21 protein-coding genes are annotated in these 18102 nt (G+C 38.6%); 17 read left to right on the top strand and 4 right to left on the bottom strand.

From position 1 onward, the window contains the following. The first annotated feature begins 11 nt into the window (after positions 1–11). The 14 genes from recR to rimO all read left to right on the top strand — a co-directional run bounded on the left by recR (position 12) and on the right by rimO (position 12101). A complete protein-coding gene (recR, locus tag G504_RS0111820) occupies positions 12–632 on the top strand; it encodes a recombination mediator RecR (RefSeq protein ID WP_019670394.1) in 621 nt (206 codons plus the stop codon). An 89-nt stretch (positions 633–721) separates the two neighbouring features. After that, positions 722–2077: a dihydrolipoamide acetyltransferase family protein gene (locus tag G504_RS0111815; RefSeq protein ID WP_019670393.1), complete on the top strand. Its 1356-nt coding sequence runs from the start codon at positions 722–724 to the stop codon at positions 2075–2077. Between the two features lie 134 nt (positions 2078–2211). After that, positions 2212–2988, top strand: coding sequence for a 3'-5' exonuclease (locus G504_RS0111810; protein ID WP_019670392.1), 777 nt, complete (start codon positions 2212–2214; stop codon positions 2986–2988). 18 nt (positions 2989–3006) lie between these two features. Then, on the top strand, positions 3007–3618 hold the full coding sequence (locus G504_RS0111805) for a fumarylacetoacetate hydrolase family protein (RefSeq protein ID WP_019670391.1): 612 nt from the start codon (positions 3007–3009) through the stop codon (positions 3616–3618). Further along, on the top strand, positions 3619–3957 hold the full coding sequence (locus tag G504_RS0111800) for an Hpt domain-containing protein (RefSeq protein WP_019670390.1): 339 nt from the start codon (positions 3619–3621) through the stop codon (positions 3955–3957). Then, a complete protein-coding gene (locus G504_RS0111795; protein WP_019670389.1) occupies positions 3957–5204 on the top strand; it encodes a competence/damage-inducible protein A in 1248 nt (415 codons plus the stop codon). The genes G504_RS0111800 and G504_RS0111795 overlap by 1 nt, the downstream gene beginning before the upstream one ends. A gap of 73 nt (positions 5205–5277) precedes the next feature. Then, entirely contained in the window at positions 5278–5514 is a 237-nt protein-coding gene (gene rpmB, locus G504_RS0111790; protein ID WP_019670388.1) for a 50S ribosomal protein L28, read from the top strand. A 21-nt stretch (positions 5515–5535) separates the two neighbouring features. Next, on the top strand, positions 5536–5718 hold the full coding sequence (gene rpmG, locus G504_RS0111785; protein ID WP_019670387.1) for a 50S ribosomal protein L33: 183 nt from the start codon (positions 5536–5538) through the stop codon (positions 5716–5718). A gap of 6 nt (positions 5719–5724) precedes the next feature. Next, positions 5725–5877 carry a DUF4295 domain-containing protein gene (locus tag G504_RS19505; protein WP_019670386.1) on the top strand — a complete coding sequence of 51 codons (153 nt, stop codon included), beginning with the start codon at positions 5725–5727 and terminating at the stop codon, positions 5875–5877. Between the two features lie 90 nt (positions 5878–5967). After that, a complete protein-coding gene (ftsY, locus tag G504_RS0111775) occupies positions 5968–6930 on the top strand; it encodes a signal recognition particle-docking protein FtsY (RefSeq protein ID WP_019670385.1) in 963 nt (320 codons plus the stop codon). Positions 6931–6956: 26 nt separating this feature from the next. Continuing rightward, positions 6957–7790 carry a DUF2911 domain-containing protein gene (locus G504_RS0111770; RefSeq protein WP_240473043.1) on the top strand — a complete coding sequence of 278 codons (834 nt, stop codon included), beginning with the start codon at positions 6957–6959 and terminating at the stop codon, positions 7788–7790. Then, positions 7787–9448, top strand: coding sequence for an amidase family protein (locus G504_RS0111765; RefSeq protein ID WP_019670383.1), 1662 nt, complete (start codon positions 7787–7789; stop codon positions 9446–9448). Before G504_RS0111770 ends, G504_RS0111765 begins: the two co-directional genes overlap by 4 nt. Positions 9449–9529: 81 nt before the next feature. Beyond that, the gene (locus tag G504_RS0111760) at positions 9530–10573 is read left to right on the top strand and encodes a DUF481 domain-containing protein (RefSeq protein ID WP_157473280.1); all 1044 of its coding nucleotides are present in this window, start codon (positions 9530–9532) and stop codon (positions 10571–10573) included. A 223-nt stretch (positions 10574–10796) separates the two neighbouring features. Further along, positions 10797–12101: a 30S ribosomal protein S12 methylthiotransferase RimO gene (gene rimO / locus G504_RS0111755; RefSeq protein ID WP_019670381.1), complete on the top strand. Its 1305-nt coding sequence runs from the start codon at positions 10797–10799 to the stop codon at positions 12099–12101. Positions 12102–12155: 54 nt separating this feature from the next. On the opposite strand, the gene G504_RS0111750 is transcribed toward rimO, so the two are convergent. Then, complete coding sequence (locus G504_RS0111750; RefSeq protein ID WP_169336910.1) at positions 12156–12947, bottom strand: anti-sigma factor; 792 nt, start codon at positions 12945–12947, stop codon at positions 12156–12158. Further along, positions 12940–13506 carry an RNA polymerase sigma factor gene (locus G504_RS0111745; RefSeq protein WP_019670379.1) on the bottom strand — a complete coding sequence of 189 codons (567 nt, stop codon included), beginning with the start codon at positions 13504–13506 and terminating at the stop codon, positions 12940–12942. Before G504_RS0111745 ends, G504_RS0111750 begins: the two co-directional genes overlap by 8 nt. A gap of 115 nt (positions 13507–13621) precedes the next feature. Between G504_RS0111745 and G504_RS0111740 the strand changes: the two genes are divergently transcribed. Beyond that, entirely contained in the window at positions 13622–14140 is a 519-nt protein-coding gene (locus G504_RS0111740) for a fasciclin domain-containing protein (RefSeq protein ID WP_019670378.1), read from the top strand. Positions 14141–14173: 33 nt separating this feature from the next. Here G504_RS0111740 and G504_RS0111735 read toward each other — a convergent pair whose 3' ends face one another. Then, positions 14174–15316: a serine hydrolase gene (locus G504_RS0111735; protein ID WP_019670377.1), complete on the bottom strand. Its 1143-nt coding sequence runs from the start codon at positions 15314–15316 to the stop codon at positions 14174–14176. A 15-nt stretch (positions 15317–15331) separates the two neighbouring features. Continuing rightward, positions 15332–15580: a hypothetical protein gene (locus G504_RS0111730; protein WP_019670376.1), complete on the bottom strand. Its 249-nt coding sequence runs from the start codon at positions 15578–15580 to the stop codon at positions 15332–15334. 193 nt (positions 15581–15773) lie between these two features. Here G504_RS0111730 and G504_RS0111725 point away from each other — a divergent pair, with 193 nt between their 5' ends. Beyond that, the gene (locus tag G504_RS0111725; RefSeq protein ID WP_019670375.1) at positions 15774–16661 is read left to right on the top strand and encodes a hypothetical protein; all 888 of its coding nucleotides are present in this window, start codon (positions 15774–15776) and stop codon (positions 16659–16661) included. Then, entirely contained in the window at positions 16651–18102 is a 1452-nt protein-coding gene (locus tag G504_RS0111720) for a peptidylprolyl isomerase (protein WP_026348540.1), read from the top strand. Before G504_RS0111725 ends, G504_RS0111720 begins: the two co-directional genes overlap by 11 nt.

The raw sequence follows: 18102 nt of genomic DNA, 5'->3' as shown, positions 1-18102 counted from the left end.
ATTTTGCCTTTATGGAATTTTCATCTAAACTCTTGGAAAATGCAGTATACCATATGTCTCAGTTGCCGGGAATTGGTAAACGAACTGCTTTGCGGTTAGTACTTCACCTTTTAAACCAGCCGGAGGAACAAACTTCAGATTTATCCCGTTCGCTTCAGGCGCTCAGAGGGGAAATTAAATTTTGCTCAAATTGCCATAATATCTCGGATGTTGAACTTTGTCAAATTTGTGCAAATCCAAAAAGGGAGCAGGATGTGGTATGTGTAGTTGAGGATATTCGGGATGTCATGGCCATTGAAAACACGGGTCAATATATGGGGTTATACCATGTGCTTGGGGGCAAAATATCCCCGATGGAGGGCGTTGGTCCACAGGATTTAACTATTTCCTCTCTGATCACAAAAGTTAGTCAGGATAGGATAAAGGAACTGATATTTGCCCTGAGCTCTACCATGGAAGGCGATACCACCAATTTTTATATCTATAAGCAATTAAAACCTTATGATGTAAAAATATCTACGATTGCGAGAGGTATTTCGGTAGGCGATGAATTGGAATATGCAGATGAAGTTACACTGGGCAGAAGCATACTTAACAGAATTCCATTTGAAGGTTCCTTAAAGGCTACGTAAAGATAATTGATACAATAAATTTAAAAATAAGGACGTTTTTTTAGTATTTTTGCAAAATATTTAATCAAAAAAGCACTTTAAATAATAATATGGCAAAGTTTGAATTGAAATTGCCGCAAATGGGTGAGAGTGTTGCTGAAGCAACCTTAACAGCCTGGTTAAAGGAGGTTGGCGATGCTATAGAAATGGATGAGGCGGTTTTTGAAATTGCTACGGATAAGGTAGATTCTGAGGTGCCCAGCGAAGTTGAGGGAGTGTTGCTGGAAAAGCTTTTTGAAATAGACGATGTTATAAAAGTCGGACAGACTGTAGCTGTAATAGAAATGGAAGGCGGATCTGATGTTGCGGACATTGCTGATTCAGAACAAAAAGAGGAAATTACGGAAGTTCTTCCACAGGAGGCTTCAGTTTTAGAAGAAAACGTTGCAAATGTTCAGGAACTTGTTGGTAGTGCCACGCAAAGTATAGCGGATACTACCAGGTTCTATTCGCCCCTTGTTAAAAATATTGCCAGAGAAGAAGGCATAACCAGGGAGGAACTAGATGCAATAGAGGGTACTGGAAAAGAGGGCAGGGTTACCAAAAATGACATCCTGGCCTATGTTAATAAAGACAAGCCTGAAATTACTCCGGTTTCAAAACCCCCGGTAACCATGGTTAAGGAAACCGAACCTGCAATAAAGCAAACCACTGTTCGGTCAGAGCCACATCAGGTTACAAGGGTGCAGTCTAATGGTGAAGATGAGTTAATACCAATGACCAGAATGGGTAAACTCATTGCGCATCATATGATAGAGAGTATCTCAACTTCGGCTCACGTTCAGAGTTTTATTGAAGTAGATGTTACCAATGTAGTTGCATGGAGAAATAAGGTTAAGGATGAATTCCAGAAAAGTGAAGGCGAAAAATTAACCTTTACCCCAATTTTTATGGAGGCCGTTGCCAAGGCCCTAAAAAAATATCCAATGGTTAACATTTCAGTTGAAGGGGATACCGTGATAAGGAAAAAGAATATCAATATTGGAATGGCTGCGGCATTGCCCGATGGAAATCTGATAGTACCGGTAATAAAAAATGCAGATCAGCTGAATTTGGTTGGAATGGCCAAAGTAGTCAATGACCTCGCGAACAGGGCAAGAAACAATGCACTAAAACCAGATGAAATAAAAGATGGTACCTATACAGTGACCAACGTAGGTTCTTTTGGAAGTGTTTTCGGAACGCCTATCATAAACCAGCCACAGGTTGCAATATTAGCACTTGGGGCTATTCGTAAAATGCCTGCTGTTATAGAAACTGAGGAAGGGGATTTTATTGGGATCCGAAGCAAGATGTTTCTTTCACACAGTTATGATCACCGGGTTGTAAACGGCGCATTGGGTGGTATGTTCGTTAAAACGGTTGCGGACTATCTTGAAGCCTGGGATGTGGATAGGGAGATTTAGAAGTAGAAGTAATTTTTTAATTCTTCAGGAAAATATCCTGATTTGCGCTCATTTAGCTAAAATTGTACAAATCCCAACTATTTAAGTACGATTCAACTCTGTTTTATAAACTATCTTTGCCTAAAACCTCACAAATGGAACTAAAACTCAGCAAGCCCATCTGTTTTTTCGATTTGGAAACCACGGGGACCAATGTGGCCAAAGACCGCATTGTTGAAATTTCTATCCTGAAAGTTTATCCTAATGGCAATAAAGAAGGCAGGACCTGGCTGGTTAATCCTGAAATGACCATTCCCGATGAGGTAATTGCAGTTCATGGCATTTCTAATGAAAAAGTAGCCAATGAGCCTACCTTTAAGGAGCTGGCCAAAGAAATTTACAGCATAATAAAAGACTGCGATCTGGCCGGCTTTAATTCGGACCGCTTTGATATTCCGCTTCTGGCAGAAGAAATGCTTCGTGCAGAGATTGATTTTGATTTAAAAAACATGTCATCTGTAGATGTGCAGACCATCTTTCATAAGATGGAAAAACGAACCCTGGAAGCTGCCTACAAATTTTATTGTGATAAGGATTTAGCGGATGCCCATAGTGCTGAAGCAGACACCATTGCTACATATGAAGTGCTACTCTCCCAGTTAGATCGTTATCCGGAATTGGAAAATAATGTAAAGAAACTGGCAGAATTCTCTACACATAGAAAATTTGCCGATTTTGCCGGCTTTATCAGTTTTGATGAAGACGATGAGGAAATTTTTTCCTTTGGGAAGCACAAGGGCAAAAAAGTGCTGCAGGTCCTGGATCAGGAGCCGGGATATTTTGGATGGATCCTGAATGCGGATTTTCCACTTTACACAAAAAAGGTTCTTACTCAGATAAAACTAAGTCAGCTTAATAATAAATTAAGCTAAAATAATCAGAAATTACGGATGAAAATTATTTGTATTGGTCGTAATTATGTAGATCATATAGAGGAGTTGGACAATGAAAGGCCCAAAGATCCCGTAATATTTATAAAACCCGATTCTGCAGTTCTTCCGAAGGAACAGGATTTTTATATTCCGGATTTCTCAGACGAAATTCATTACGAATTAGAAGTACTGGTGAAAATTAAAAAAGTGGGGAAACATATTAATGAGAAGTTTGCACATACGTATTATAACGAGATTGGACTTGGGATAGATTTTACAGCCAGGGACCTGCAATCACGGTTGAAAGAAAAAGGTCTTCCCTGGGAAATTTCAAAGGGATTTGATGGTTCGGCTGTAATTGGAAAATGGGTTGACAAGAATAAATTTGAAAATTTGAACAAATTAAATTTTTCACTTTTTAAAAATGGTAATCTGGTTCAACAGGGAAATACAGGCTTAATGCTTTGGAGCATAGATTCCCTGATTTCCTATGTATCCAAATACTTTATGCTCAAAAAAGGAGATATTATTTTTACCGGAACTCCCGCCGGGGTTGGTAAAATAAGTGCAAATGATTACCTTTCCGGTACGCTTGAAGGGGAAGAACTACTCACAGTAAAAATTAAATAAATGATCTACAGTTTAGATAAAATTAATGAGATGGCCGAAGGGGATGAAGATTTCATAAACTCCGTTATTACTGTATTCCTTGAAGAAGTACCACAGGATTTGGAAGATCTTGAAACTGCCATTGAAAGTGGGGATTATGAAAACGTTTATAAACTGGCACATAAAATAAAACCCAATGTAGATTTATTGGGCATGGAGCAAAGCAGAGAGGTTGCTCTCGACATTGAAACTTTAGGTAAAAGCTCCGCAAATAAAGATGAAATTGAAAAAAAGTTCCCGCTACTGAAAAAAGATATACAGCAGGTAGTTTCTGAACTTAAAAAGGACTTCAATTTCTGATGTTAGCAGAAATTATTACCATTGGCGATGAAATTCTGATAGGGCAAATAGTAGATACCAATTCTGCTTTTATTGCCGCCGAATTAAATAAGATAGGAGTTTCTGTGTTCCAGATCACTTCTGTTCAGGATGACAGGCCTCATATACTCAAGGCTTTTTCAGATGCCGAAAAAAGAGCAAAAATCATCATTATTACCGGAGGTTTAGGCCCAACCAAGGATGATATAACAAAACGTACACTTTGTGAATATCTGGACGATAAACTGGTTGAAGACAAACAGGTATTAGCCCATATTGAAGAGTTATTTAAAAATTATATTGCTACCCCGATTTCGGATGTCAACAGGCATCAGGCCCTTGTGCCGTCTAAAGCTCAGGTATTGCACAATGAATATGGCACGGCTCCGGGAATGTGGATGACTACGGAAAAAGCCACTTTTATTTCCCTTCCGGGAGTACCTTTTGAGATGAAAAATCTTTTGAGCAATGCCGTTATACCAAAGATTGCCGCTACTTTCCATCGTCCGCATATTTACCACAAGACAATTATGACTTATGGCCTGGGAGAAAGTGCGATAGCTGCGAGAATAGAGGATTGGGAGGACAATTTGCCGTCTTTTGTTAAACTGGCCTATCTCCCTAATCTGGGTAAAGTAAGATTGCGATTGACAGCTAAAGGGCCGGACAAGATGCTCATAGAGAAGGCTGTAAAAAGTGAGACGGAAAAATTGTATGCCATAATCGGGGATATCATTTATGGCGAAGAGGAGGATGGATCCATAGAATCCGGAGTTGCTGGATTACTTACTGCTAAGAAGATGACCCTGGCCACGGCTGAAAGTTTTACCGGAGGTAAAATTGCAGAGCAACTCACTGCCATTCCGGGAGCCTCGGCTTATTTTTTGGGAAGTGTGGTAGGTTATGCCACTCAGGTCAAAATAGATATTCTTAAAGTGCCTGAAGAGCTGATAAAAAAGAAGTCTGTAGTAAGTGCGGAAGTTGCAAAAGCGATGGCTATAAATATCAGGGAATTGCTGAAGTCAGACTTTGCCGTTGCAACAACGGGCAATGCAGGCCCTTTAAAAGGAGATTCGGATGCTCCTATTGGGACAGTTTACATAGCAATTGCCACTCCGAATGATGTATTAGTTGAAAAATTTACCATGGGAAATCACCGAACCAGAATCGTGCAAAAAGCAGTACACAAGGCTTTTCAGATGTTGCAAAAAGAAATTTTAAAATTCTAGAACAGAATTTTGTCCATCACACAAAAATGAATTAAATTTGCACCCTGTTTAAAATCAAGTAAAAAGTAGCATAATGTCAAAAGTTTGTGAACTTACCGGGAAGAGAGCTATGTTTGGAAACAATGTATCCTTCTCTATCAATAAAACGAGGAGAAGATTTGATGTAAATCTTTCCAAAAAGCGTTTCTATATTCCGGAAGAAGATAGATGGATCACCCTTAAGGTTTCTACTAGGGCGCTTAAATCAATAAACAAAAAAGGCATTTCTGCTGTTTTAAAAGAGGCTAGAGCAAAAGGGTTGATTAAATAATCCTTTATTATATAGAATACAATGGCAAAAAAAGGAAACAGAGTTCAGGTAATATTAGAGTGCACAGAGCATAAAAACTCAGGTATGCCGGGTACATCCAGATATATTACAACCAAGAACAAGAAGAATAGCCCGGATAGGCTGGAGATTAAAAAATTCAATCCTATTCTAAAGAAAATGACGGTTCATAAAGAGATAAAATAAGAAAGCATGGCAAAGAAGACGGTAGCAAGTTTACAATCCAGTTCCAAAAGACTTACCAAAGCTATAAAAATGGTAAAATCACCTAAAACAGGTGCTTATACTTTTGTAGAATCTGTTATGCCACCAGAAATGGTGAACGAATGGTTGACTAAGAAGTAACAAACTAACTAAAATTTAGTTCGGAGCCGCTTTCTGTTGAGAGCGGCTTTTTTAATTTCATATATTTGCTCAACGACTTTTAATGGTGCTATGAGCTTATTCAAAAAAATATTTACCTCACAAAAAAAAGAAACACTGGATAAAGGTTTGGAGAAAACTAAAACCAGTTTTTTATCCAAACTTAGCAAGGCTGTAGCGGGCAAGTCTAAAGTAGATGATGATGTTTTGGACAACCTGGAGGAAGTTTTGGTGACCTCTGACGTTGGAGTGGCAACCACCCTTAAAATCATAGAACGGATAGAAGCAAGGGTTTCCAAAGATAAATATATGGGTACCGATGAGCTGAATGGAATACTCCGTGAGGAAATCGCAGGCCTTTTATCAGAAACGAATGTGGGTGAAGCGGAAGAATTTGGGATACCCGAAGGCAAAAAACCTTATGTTATTATGGTTGTTGGGGTAAATGGGGTAGGTAAAACAACTACAATCGGAAAACTCGCCTATCAATTTAAACAGCAAGGCTTGCAGGTTGTAATAGGAGCAGCCGATACTTTCAGGGCAGCAGCAATAGATCAGCTTCAGGTATGGGCAGATCGCGTGGATGTCCCTTTGGTGAAACAAAAAATGGGTAGTGATCCCGCATCTGTTGCCTTTGATACGCTAAGTTCCGCAGTGACTCAGGGTGCAGATGTTGTTTTGATTGATACCGCAGGGAGATTGCATAACAAAGTGAATTTAATGAATGAACTTGGCAAGGTAAAGCGCGTTATGCAAAAAGTGGTGGATGATGCGCCACACGAAGTGCTTTTGGTACTCGACGGGTCTACCGGCCAAAATGCATTTGAACAAGCCAGGGAATTTACCAGGGCTACAGAGGTAACTTCATTAGCGGTTACAAAATTAGACGGCACTGCCAAAGGGGGCGTTGTAATAGGTATTTCAGATCAGTTTCAGATTCCCGTTAAATATATAGGCGTTGGTGAAGGAATAGAGGATCTTCAGGTATTCAACAAATTTGAATTTGTGGATTCATTCTTTAGTATAGCTAATTGAAAGCCTTAAATTTCATACTTATTTTATTGTGCTCAACAGTGCTTGCTGCGCAAATTGAGATTCCTGTAGCCAGTCCGTTTTCAAAAGTAGAACAGGACGTTGGATTTACAAAAATCACGGTTGCATATTCAAGACCCGGAGCCAAAGGCAGAAAAATTTTTGGCAGTCTGGTGCCTTATGGGCGTATTTGGAGGGTTGGTGCAAATGAGTCTACCAAATTTACTGTAGATTCCGATATATCTGTTATGGGTAATTATTTACCCAAGGGCACATATGCCCTTTATGCCTTCCCATATGAAGAGTATTGGGAGGTGGTCTTTCATAAAAACACTGAACATTGGGGTGATGGAAGAAAAGCATACGACCCTGCGGAAGATGCCTTCAGGATCCGGATCAATCCTGTGAATAATTCTGATTATCAGGAAAACTTCCTTATCACTTTTGATGAAATTGATCACAACTCTAGCAATATGTTATGGATTTGGGAACATACGCTTATAAAAATTCCAATCGCAGTAGATACAGATAGTAAAATGATGGAGGGGATTGCAAAAGGAATAAAGGAAAACCCCACGGCTCAAACCTATTATGAAGCGGCACGCTATCTGCAGGAACAGGGAAAATTATACTCCCGGGCCTTGTTATATTTAAATAAAGCTATTGAAATTGGAGGGGATACCTATTATTTTTACAGGGTTAAATCTTTGGTTGAAGCTGCTTTGGAAGATTACAAGAGTGCAATTATTTCGGCACAAAAATCACTGGAATTAGCTCAAAAAGAGGATAAAGATGAATTTGTTCGTATGAATGAACAAAATATCTCTCTTTGGAAGGATAAACAAATAACTACGAAACAATGAAAAAGCAAATTTTCTTACTTGGCTTATTGGTCATTATTTCCTGCAAGGAGACTACAAATAGAGATTATTCCTCTATTGTGCTTTGGAAGGACAATGATGAAACCAGTGAGATAGCCGCAAATCAGGATCACGAGAAACCCCGGATGCAATACAAATTAATACAATCCAGGGTTTCTGACAAGAATGAGATATTCCGGCCGCTGTACCATGAAGTGGCAGAAATGTCAGAGGCGGAATACGAACAATTAAAACCTTTAATACTGGAACAGGATATTCCCACTATTCAACAACATATCAAAGACGGGAAAATTAATTACGAAAAACTGGTTCGTTTCTTTCTGTATAGAATTTATCTGTTTGAACTCGATAGTAAAACGAGTCTGCATACAATAATAGCTCTAAACGAGAATGTAGTAGAGGAGGCCAGGGAGCTTGATAAGTTAACTGCTGCAGACCGACATCCAATTTTTGGCATGCCCATCCTTCTTAAAGACAATATTGGTACGGAAGGCATGAATACAACAGCCGGGGCAATTGCCTTAATGGGGAATGAAACAAATGATGCTTTCATTGTTGAGCAGTTAAAGAAGAACAAAGCTTTGATATTGGGTAAGGTCAATCTTAGTGAATGGGCTTACTATATGTGTAATGGCTGTCCTTTGGGATATAGCGCTATTGGTGGTCAAACACTAAATCCGTATGGAAGGCGAGTTTTTGAAACAGGTGGTTCCAGTGCAGGGAGCGGAACCGCAGTAGCTGCGAACTACGCAGTGGCAGCCGTAGGTACAGAGACTTCGGGATCTATTCTTTCTCCTTCGGGTCAGAATTCCGTTGTTGGGTTAAAACCAACGATTGGACTTTTAAGCAGGACAGGCATAGTGCCAATTTCCAGTACGTTGGATACGCCGGGACCAATGACCAAGAATGTGGTGGACAACGCCATCTTATTATCGGCAATGACCGGCAAAGATGCAGCGGATGCAAAATCAGTCAGCACCAGCGAAGATTTTGTTGGGGCTGTTAGTGTTCCGGGAAGCCTTAAAGGAAAACGTTTTGGTGTTTTCAAAGACCTGCTGGAAACAGATTCTATTTATTTGAAAACGGCAAATAAACTTAGAGATCTGGGTGCAGTAATAATTGAGTTTACTGCACCGGAAGTATCCATGGATGGGTTTCTGACACTTCTCAATATAGATATGAAAAATGATCTACCGGAATATCTCAATGCACATGTTCAGAACAAGGAGGTAATTCCTATGCGCACTCTTAAGGATATTGTCGAATTTAATCTGGCCGATTCACTACTTCGTGTTCCTTACGGGCAATCTATTTTTGATGGTATCCTTAAAGATTCAACTTCATTGGATGAATTGCAGCTTATTAAAAACAGACTGGAGAAAAACGGACGATTATTTTTTGATACCCCTATGGATCAGCACCAGCTAGATGCTATCTTATCCATAAACAATTACCATGCAGGTTTTGCCGCAGTAGCAAAATACCCGGCATTGACTGTGCCCATGGGCTACAGGGAAACCGGAGAACCGATAAGCCTGACTTTTATTTCAAAGCAATTCCGGGAGCGTAGCTTACTTAAATTGGGCCATGCATTTGAGACCGCCACCAAAATAAGAAAACTACCTGCGACCTTTAAATAACCCCAGCAAATACTTATCTTTTCATATAGAATTTTAACATTAATTGACTAAGTTCTATAAATGATAATACAAAAGTAGAATTTGAAGAAGACTACGATACATATTGTTCTATTACTGATTGTAATGATCTTTTCCCAACTAAACTGTTTCTCGCAAAAAACGGACACCATTGTTCATAAAAACGGAAATATACTAAAGGGGGATTTTAAAAAAATGGAATATGGTATCGTTACCTGGAAAATGGATGGGATGGGAACCATAAGTGTTGAGGAACCTTATTTAGGTACTATTATTTCGCAAAAGCAATTCGAGATTTTAATGAAAAATGGCCTGCTTTATTATTCTTCTTTTGAAGCTTCCGATAGTGAAGGAGAAGTAATTATTACAGTGGGTGGCCGGAAAGTATCGATATTAATTGATGATATTGTTGAAATACATCCTATAAAAGGGAATTTTTGGCAGAAATTTTCTGGCAATCTAAGCCTTGGGGGTAATTTTTCAAAAAGTAGCGCCTTAACAACCATAGCCTTCTCGGGAAATCTGGATTTCAGGAATAAGAAAACGTCATTTAATACAGACTGGTTTTTAAACTTGTCTTACCAGAATGATAGCTTAATTACCAATAACTCGCAAGTTAATGTTGCCTGGCAGCACCTGTTTAAAAATAAGTGGTCCTCATTGTTAGCTCTGGGCAGGAGCCAGAATTTGCAATTGGGGATAAAGCAAAGGTACAATCTGGCTATAGGGGCAATAAAGGATATTACGAATAATACATGGAGCAGATTATATATTACGGGAGCTATGACAGGTATTTCAGAAAAATCATTCGATCCAAATAGCCAGACAGAACAGGATTTGGCCGGAGTAATTCAACTTGCCTATGATATTTTTAAATACACAAGTCCAAAAATCTCATTGAAGTCTAACATAACTTACATCCCTTATTTTACGGGAGACAGAAGATCCAGAATGAATTTTAATCTGAATCCAATGGTTAGCATTTTTAATAATAACTTTAAGGTTGGGTTTAACTTTTACTATAATTATGATAGCAATCCTCCTGCCAGTTCGCTTTCCAACGAGGACTACGGAATAAACCTTCAATTAACCTATTCCTTGAATTAAGAAAGGTTTCAGTAAGCAAAGCAAATCCCGCAAGGAAGTTTATTTTATAAGCTCGCTCATTTTTCCCCAAAAGTTTTATTGAAGAATTGTTAATTTCATTTGATTTGATTTTTTAATTAAAACGGTAAGATGAATAACGTTTTAAGGTAGAATCAGAAGAATTCATCCTAAAATGATGCCCTTCTTCTATTCTATTGTATTTTTGCACGGCTAAAGAAAATCCATGCGAACAAAGTCGGTAAAGAAAAACAGAATAAATGTAGTAACACTTGGATGTTCCAAAAACGTCTATGACTCTGAAGTTCTGATGGGGCAACTCAGGGCAAATGAGAAGGAAGTAGTGCATGAGGAGGAAGGAAATATCGTAGTTATAAACACCTGCGGATTCATAGCCAATGCCAAAGAGGAAAGTGTAAATACCATTTTGGAATATGTAGATAAAAAGCAGTCAGGTGCAGTAGATAAAGTTTTTGTGACGGGATGCCTTAGTGAACGTTATAAACCGGATCTGGAAAAGGAAATTCCTGATGTTGATGAATATTTTGGAACAAGTGATTTACCTAATTTACTAAAGGCGCTGGGTGCGGATTATAAGCATGAATTAATTGGTGAACGCCTCACAACCACCCCAAAGAATTATGCCTATCTAAAGATCGCCGAAGGATGTGACAGGCCCTGTTCTTTTTGTGCAATACCCATAATGCGCGGCAAACACAGAAGTAAGCCCATTGAAGAATTGGTTGCAGAATCAGAAAAATTGGCGGCTAAAGGAGTAAAGGAGCTTATCCTTATTGCCCAGGATCTAACCTATTATGGCCTGGATCTGTACAAAAAAAGAAATCTGGCGCAATTGTTAAAAGAACTCTCCAAGGTTGAAGGTATTGAATGGATTCGCCTTCATTATGCCTTTCCAACAGGTTTTCCTATGGATGTTCTAGAGGTTATGAAAGAAGAACCAAAAATCTGTAATTACATTGATATACCACTCCAGCATATTTCCGACCCTATTCTTAAGAGTATGCGCAGGGGAACAACCAAAGCCAGAACTACCGGCCTGCTTAAGGATTTTAGGCAGATGGTGCCCGAAATGGCTATCAGAACAACGCTTATTGTTGGTTACCCAGGTGAAACAGAAAAAGATTTTTTAACCTTGAAGGAATGGGTAAAAGAAATGCGTTTTGAGCGGCTTGGTTGTTTTACCTATAGCCATGAAGAAAATACCCACGCCTATAATTTGGAAGACAATGTACCGGAAGAAGTAAAACAGAATAGGGCAAATGAAATAATGGAAGTCCAATCTGCCATTTCCTGGGAATTAAATCAGGAGAAAATAGGCAAAACATTTCGTTGCATCATTGACAGGAAAGAAGGGAATTATTTTATCGGAAGAACAGAATATGATTCTCCTGATGTGGATAATGAAGTTTTGGTGGATGCAAGGGACTTCTACGTCAAAATTGGCGATTTTGTGGATCTTGAAATAACAGAAGCTTCTGACTTTGATCTTTATGGACAACCTGTTATTTGATAGTTGGGGGAGTTTAAGGCGACTTTCCGGATAACCGGGATTACGCAACTCACTTTAAAGAAGAACATTCGAAATCAGGTTTTCAACTGTAGGGTGATCGTTACCGCCGGCTGGTTCAATCGTAATATTGAAAGATTCCGCCTTGTCTATGTATTTCACGGGTATCAAATCGCTGTCTGCGGGTAAAAGGCCCATATTAATCATAACTCCATCCACATCAGCCCACATCTGATAAGTTTTGTCTTCTTCTAAAGGTGGAAGTCCCTGAGAATTTACAAGGACGCTCTTGGTTTCATGATTGACATATGCCACAGCTCTCGATTCGGGTAATATCTGATTTCCTTTAAGCAGTAACGGAATTACATTACGGTTATTAATGGTCATGTAACGTTGTGTGGTGACCTCAATATTTTGTTCAAGAAGCATTAATCGTTCCTGCAAGGCAATAGTCTGCTCCTGCAGGCTATTCAAATTTTGTTCAGAAGCCTGCCAGCGATTGTACAACCAGAATGAACTCAACGCGAAAATTGCAGCCATACTTGCCGCTACGGCGAGACGCCCGGAATAGAGAGTGTTCCTTTTTTGAGGTACATTAATGTTACTGATTGTGATATTTTCCTTGGATGATTCCAATTCACTTGTCAAAGCCTTTTTTACTTTTTCCGGAGGTTTAATCGCATTCTCGAAGGCAATTCTCTCAAATTCCTCTTCGATCTCATTAAATTTGCTTTTTAAATCCTCATCCTTATCGAGTATATTTTGAATAAGAATTTCCTGTTCTTTAGGAAGTTCACCTAAAAGATACTGCTCTAAAATTCCATCGTCTAATATCTTTTTCTTATCCATGTCCACAAACATTGATTACTAATACTAGCATTAAAAGCTCAGAACGCCTTTCACGTAATTTTAGCAGGGCTTGCCTGATATACGATTTAAATGATCCTAATGGTACGTTCATTTCTTTATGGGCCTCCTGATGCGTAAGCCCTTTAAAGTAAACCAAATTAATGGCTAATTGGTGCTGGGGCTCCAGTTCTGCAAGTAATCCATTCAAATCTGAGTAATCTTTAATTTCCGCTTCAGGGTTCTTATTCTCATATACACTTAAATCATCTGTTTGGATGAGCGGGGTTGATTTTCTAAGAGAATTTAAGGTGGTATTTTTAGCAATTCTATAAGCCCATGTATAAAACTTTCCCTTTTGGGAATCGTAGCTACCTATATTTTGCCATATTTTTATAAAACTTTCCTGAAGAAGGTCCTGAGCTATATCTTCATCCCCGCACATTCTTAGGATTACCCCGTAAAGTGCCCCCGAATACTTGTCATATAGCAGGTATAGTGCATGCTCATCTCCATTGAGAAGTTGTTCGATATAGAGGGTGTCATTGGGGTCTGTTGCCATAAACTTGTGTTAAAGATATGATAAAAAATAACTTTCCTCATCCATGGCCATCACCTGTGTGTATTTACTAATGCAAAGTGCACACAAATACTAATATTAAATCTTTAAACAAATCATGAAAAAAATTTTCTTAATCCTTTCAACTGTAGCTTTGATGTTCTCTACTCAAACTACCACAGCTCAAGACAATTCTATGGACATCGTGGATATCGCAGTATCTGTAGATGATTTCTCTACCCTGGTTAGTGCTTTAAAAGCAGCAGACCTGGTAACTGCTCTTCAGGGCGATGGGCCTTTTACAGTTTTTGCACCGGTAAATGCCGGATTTGCCAAAATAGATACCAATACACTAAATTCACTTTTAGCTCCTGAAAACAAAGAAAAGTTATCTGCAATTTTAACCTACCACGTAGTAGCAGGTAAAGTTGATGCCGCCGCTGTTGGTGCTGCTTTGGAGGCAGGAAACGGTAAAGCCGAACTGACAACCCTTAATGGCGCAACGCTTACAGCTGTTGCTAAAGACGGAGGGATTTACCTTATGGATCAGAGTGGTAATTACAGCAAGATCGCTAAGACAGATGTAATGGCTTCTAATGGGGTTATCCATATCATTGAAGACGTGGTTATGCCTTAATTCCAGACATAATTAAATTTAAAAGCACCGTAATTACGGTGCTTTTTTTCTTTCCAGCTCATACTGGTAAAATTCCCTCCCAAGCGCAGCTAAGAAAGGAATTCCTATCTCATCATATTCATATTTGTCATCATTGAAAATGCCATCTTCATTAACTAATATGGTTGCCGTAAGCATAAATTCTATTTGGTTCTTCTCATCTACTATGTATGCGCAATCCGTTAAGGTGCCATAAGCAAACCCCACTTTATTGTATATTCTAATATGTTCCGGGATATTTTCTTTAGAGTCTCCATAGATAAAAAATTTGCAATAACTGTCATAATATTCTTCCTGGTCATAACCCGCATCTTTAGGTAAAGTATACATCGCGTTTAGCAGAAATTCTCTTTGATCCTCACTAAGATTAAACCTTTCGGTTGCATCGAATAACTCCGGGAATATTATTCTTTTCAGCACCTGGTGCTGTGAACCAATGGGATAGTAATTTTTAAAGCTGAAATCAAATGGTTCATTATGTAATGAGTCTTTTTTGTAGTATCCAACGCCCTTTTTTATTCGGTTAAGATTTAAAGGCAATGGTTCTGAATTATTTATTGGTTCAGATATTCCGGTGGTACTATCATTCATATATAGGACAAGTGGCTTTGTTGTTAAATCATCTGAATGTATGCCTAGCCTGTGAGAAATCCTTACAGGGGCTATGCCCTTTGCCTCCAGCCTTGCATTAATAGCATCTTGTCCCTGAAATTCAAGCAATCTATTGTTTGCATGGTTGTCGCTAACCGCTAAAATTTTCGAAATATCTTCGGCAAAGGTATTTTCAACCGAATCTCCTTCAATATAGTACCTGGTATTTCTATCTAATGTATCTGTAAGGTTCAATTTTTCAAGAGCTAGCACTGCAATTGGTAATTTTACCGTACTCGCCGGATAAAAATAATTCGTATGATCCAGTTGAAATTCAAAATCAGTGAAGATAATGCTATCAGGGCTGCGGTCTATTTGAGTATATAGTATTTGCACTTCATATGGATCAACATTGTCCAAAACCTTCCGTAGCGATGAATTTTGAGATGCCAAAACCGTTGCCATTGGTTTGTTTTCTTTTTTCTTGGTCTCACATGAAAGTGAAACTAAAAAAAATAGTAATAAAGTTAGTTTTAAAGTTTTCAATACGTGGAAGTTTGGTTAATGCTGCTGTTCCGAATAAACTTCACCTCTATGTGGTTTTAGCGCGTCTCGTACGCCGGGCATATCAGCTTCTTCGACAACCATATATGCTATGCTGTGCATGGAACTTAATTCTGTATTGCCGGTAATGTTTAAGCTAAGCTTTTCAGCTGCTATAAAATCTATCAAATGCCTTTTGTGATGTATGGCAATTTCTTTGGCTTCAGGTCCTCTGAAATCCCAAATTAATTTAATTTTTCTGCCCACGACTATTTAGTTTATTTGGTTAATGAAATGCCTTTATATACAAATCCCGACCCGGAAATACTATTGAACCATTTAAAGATAAGCCTATAGTTAGTTCCACTAATGTACTAAATAAAAAAAATGACGTACTAAAAATCTGTTAATCCGCATTGGTATTGCTTGCCCGGCAGGATTGAATTCTTATTTTTGTCGAATGCGTTTTTTAAACCAAGAGACAGGAAAAATAAGAATATCTGTGGGGATTGCCACATTGGTGGCCTTTTTATTTTCATGTAACTCCTTTTTAAAGAGTGATATAAATGGAGAACCCCTGGCCAGGGTTGGTGATACTTATTTGTATTGGGAAGAGGTAGCAGCTGTTCTGGGTAATACTATTACAAAACAGGATAGTGCATCCGTAGTCACCAATTACATAAATAATTGGGCCACAAAACAAATACTTCTGGATAAAGCAATAATTAATTTGCCGGATGAGAAGATTTCAGAATTTGAACAATTGGTTTCTAATTACCGCACAGATTTGTATACAAGGGCCTATAAAGAAGCATTGATCAATCAGGTAGAGGATACTATAGTTACTCAGGAAGAATTAAACAGGTTTTACGAAAAGGAGAAAGAGAATTTTAAGCTTAAGGAAAAAATAGTTAAACTCAGGTTTATTCATTTGCCCCTTCAATTTCTAAATACCAAAGAAGTTACAGAAAGCTTAAGGCGTTTTGAACAGGAAGATATCAGGTATTTGGATTCCATTGGGGTGCAGTTCAAAAAATTGAATTTTAATGATTCGCTTTGGGTTCCTGCTTCACGCGTCATAGAAGAGATACCACCCCTGAATATTGATAATGAAGACAGATACTTAAAAAAATCACAATTTTTTGAATTGGAGGATGCAATGGGGGTATATTTGACAAAGGTAAACGATGTTCTTGGGGTCAATGAAATTGCACCACTCTCTTATGTCGAACCCCGCATAAGGCAGGTACTTCTTAACAGAAGAAAATTGGACTATATAAGAAAACTGGAAACAGAAATTATAGATGAAGCAACTAAGGAAAAAGTATTCGAAGTTTATGAGAAATAGGAACAGCATACTAGGTTTTTTATGCTTTTTTATGGTTTTTATCAGTGTGCGGGCACAGGAAAATGATTCTATTCCCGATACTCAGATAGAACCACCGGAAACGCCTATGCTCGCTGATGCCGGAGTTAAAAAAGACACGGTTAACACGTTTAAGAAAATAAAGCTTGACGGTATTTCGGCAGTAGTAGGAGACTACCTGATCCTGGATTCGGATATCGAAAAAACCCTTATAGATCTCCGTAGTCAGGGGGCTGCCATGGACGATATTACCCATTGCGGTTTATTGGGAAAATTAATGGAAGACCGTCTTTATGCTCATCAGGCCGTACAGGATAGTATTTTGGTATCTGACGATGAGGTAAATGCTACAAGCGACCGCCAAATGCAACAGTTGGTGCAGCAGGTTGGATCTATGGAAAAGGTGCTCGATTTCTACAATAAAGAAAGCGTGGAAGATTTCCGTGAAGAATTGTACAATATTAATAAGCTGAGAATGCTTTCGGAGAAAATGCAGCAAAAAATTATCAGTGAAATAGAAGTTACGCCCGAAGAAGTAAGACAATTTTTCAATAAAATTCCCGCGGATGAAAAACCGGTGTTTGGGGCAGAACTGGAAATTTCTCAGATCGTGAAGATTCCGGAAATTCCTGAGGAGGAGAAACAAAAGACAATTAATAAACTAAATGAAATCAAAGCAGATTGCGAAGACAATGATGCAAGTTTTAGTGTAAAAGCTATATTGTATTCGCAAGACCCCGGTTCCAAGTCCAAAGGCGGTTTTTACAGTATGACAAGGGAAACACCTTTCGTAAAGGAATTTAAGGATGTGGCTTTTAGTCTTCGCCAGGGAGAAATTTCAGAACCATTTGAAACTTCTTTTGGATACCATATAATTTATATTGAAAAGATAAGAGGCCAGGAATTGGACTTACGTCATATTCTGTTGCAACCGGAGATTCCTCAATCTTCTATCGACAAAGCAAGAGTTGAATTAGACACGATTAGAAAGCATCTGATTGAAGGTAAATATACATTCGCGGAGGCGGCTTTGAATTTTTCGGACGAAAAAGAAACCAAGTTCGACGGCGGCTTATTAAGAAATCCAATTAACTTTGATTCTCGTTTTGAACTCACTAAGATGGATCCAGCACTCTATAACCAGGTAAGGAACTTAAAGGATAATGAAATATCGCAGCCTACGCTTGAGCAGGATCCAACCGGAGGTCCTCCAAGGTATAAGATTCTGAAGGTGACAAACAGATATGACGAACATGAAGCGAACTTTGCCCAGGACTATATTAAAATTCAGGAACTTGCATTAAGGGATAAACAGTTTAATACTATCAGAAAATGGCTAAATGATCATATTGCAGATACTTATGTAAGTGTAGGCGTGGAAAATAGAGATTGTGAATTTGCCAATAAATGGGTCAAGGAATAA

The organism is Eudoraea adriatica DSM 19308 (genome assembly GCF_000382125.1).
GTDB lineage: Bacteria > Bacteroidota > Bacteroidia > Flavobacteriales > Flavobacteriaceae > Eudoraea > Eudoraea adriatica.
Note: the sequence above shows the minus strand (reverse complement) of the source record. Positions and strands in the feature narration are given on the sequence as shown.

What these genes read in the sequence shown, in the direction of transcription:
- recR (WP_019670394.1), top strand. Translation starts at nt 12, where the DNA reads ATGGAATTTTCATCTAAACTCTTGGAAAATGCAGTATACCATATGTCT.
- G504_RS0111815 (WP_019670393.1), top strand. Translation starts at nt 722, where the DNA reads ATGGCAAAGTTTGAATTGAAATTGCCGCAAATGGGTGAGAGTGTTGCT.
- G504_RS0111810 (WP_019670392.1), top strand. Translation starts at nt 2,212, where the DNA reads ATGGAACTAAAACTCAGCAAGCCCATCTGTTTTTTCGATTTGGAAACC.
- G504_RS0111805 (WP_019670391.1), top strand. Translation starts at nt 3,007, where the DNA reads ATGAAAATTATTTGTATTGGTCGTAATTATGTAGATCATATAGAGGAG.
- G504_RS0111800 (WP_019670390.1), top strand. Translation starts at nt 3,619, where the DNA reads ATGATCTACAGTTTAGATAAAATTAATGAGATGGCCGAAGGGGATGAA.
- G504_RS0111795 (WP_019670389.1), top strand. Translation starts at nt 3,957, where the DNA reads ATGTTAGCAGAAATTATTACCATTGGCGATGAAATTCTGATAGGGCAA.
- rpmB (WP_019670388.1), top strand. Translation starts at nt 5,278, where the DNA reads ATGTCAAAAGTTTGTGAACTTACCGGGAAGAGAGCTATGTTTGGAAAC.
- rpmG (WP_019670387.1), top strand. Translation starts at nt 5,536, where the DNA reads ATGGCAAAAAAAGGAAACAGAGTTCAGGTAATATTAGAGTGCACAGAG.
- G504_RS19505 (WP_019670386.1), top strand. Translation starts at nt 5,725, where the DNA reads ATGGCAAAGAAGACGGTAGCAAGTTTACAATCCAGTTCCAAAAGACTT.
- ftsY (WP_019670385.1), top strand. Translation starts at nt 5,968, where the DNA reads ATGAGCTTATTCAAAAAAATATTTACCTCACAAAAAAAAGAAACACTG.
- G504_RS0111765 (WP_019670383.1), top strand. Translation starts at nt 7,787, where the DNA reads ATGAAAAAGCAAATTTTCTTACTTGGCTTATTGGTCATTATTTCCTGC.
- rimO (WP_019670381.1), top strand. Translation starts at nt 10,797, where the DNA reads ATGCGAACAAAGTCGGTAAAGAAAAACAGAATAAATGTAGTAACACTT.
- G504_RS0111750 (WP_169336910.1), bottom strand. Translation starts at nt 12,947, where the DNA reads ATGGATAAGAAAAAGATATTAGACGATGGAATTTTAGAGCAGTATCTT.
- G504_RS0111745 (WP_019670379.1), bottom strand. Translation starts at nt 13,506, where the DNA reads ATGGCAACAGACCCCAATGACACCCTCTATATCGAACAACTTCTCAAT.
- G504_RS0111740 (WP_019670378.1), top strand. Translation starts at nt 13,622, where the DNA reads ATGAAAAAAATTTTCTTAATCCTTTCAACTGTAGCTTTGATGTTCTCT.
- G504_RS0111725 (WP_019670375.1), top strand. Translation starts at nt 15,774, where the DNA reads ATGCGTTTTTTAAACCAAGAGACAGGAAAAATAAGAATATCTGTGGGG.
- G504_RS0111720 (WP_026348540.1), top strand. Translation starts at nt 16,651, where the DNA reads ATGAGAAATAGGAACAGCATACTAGGTTTTTTATGCTTTTTTATGGTT.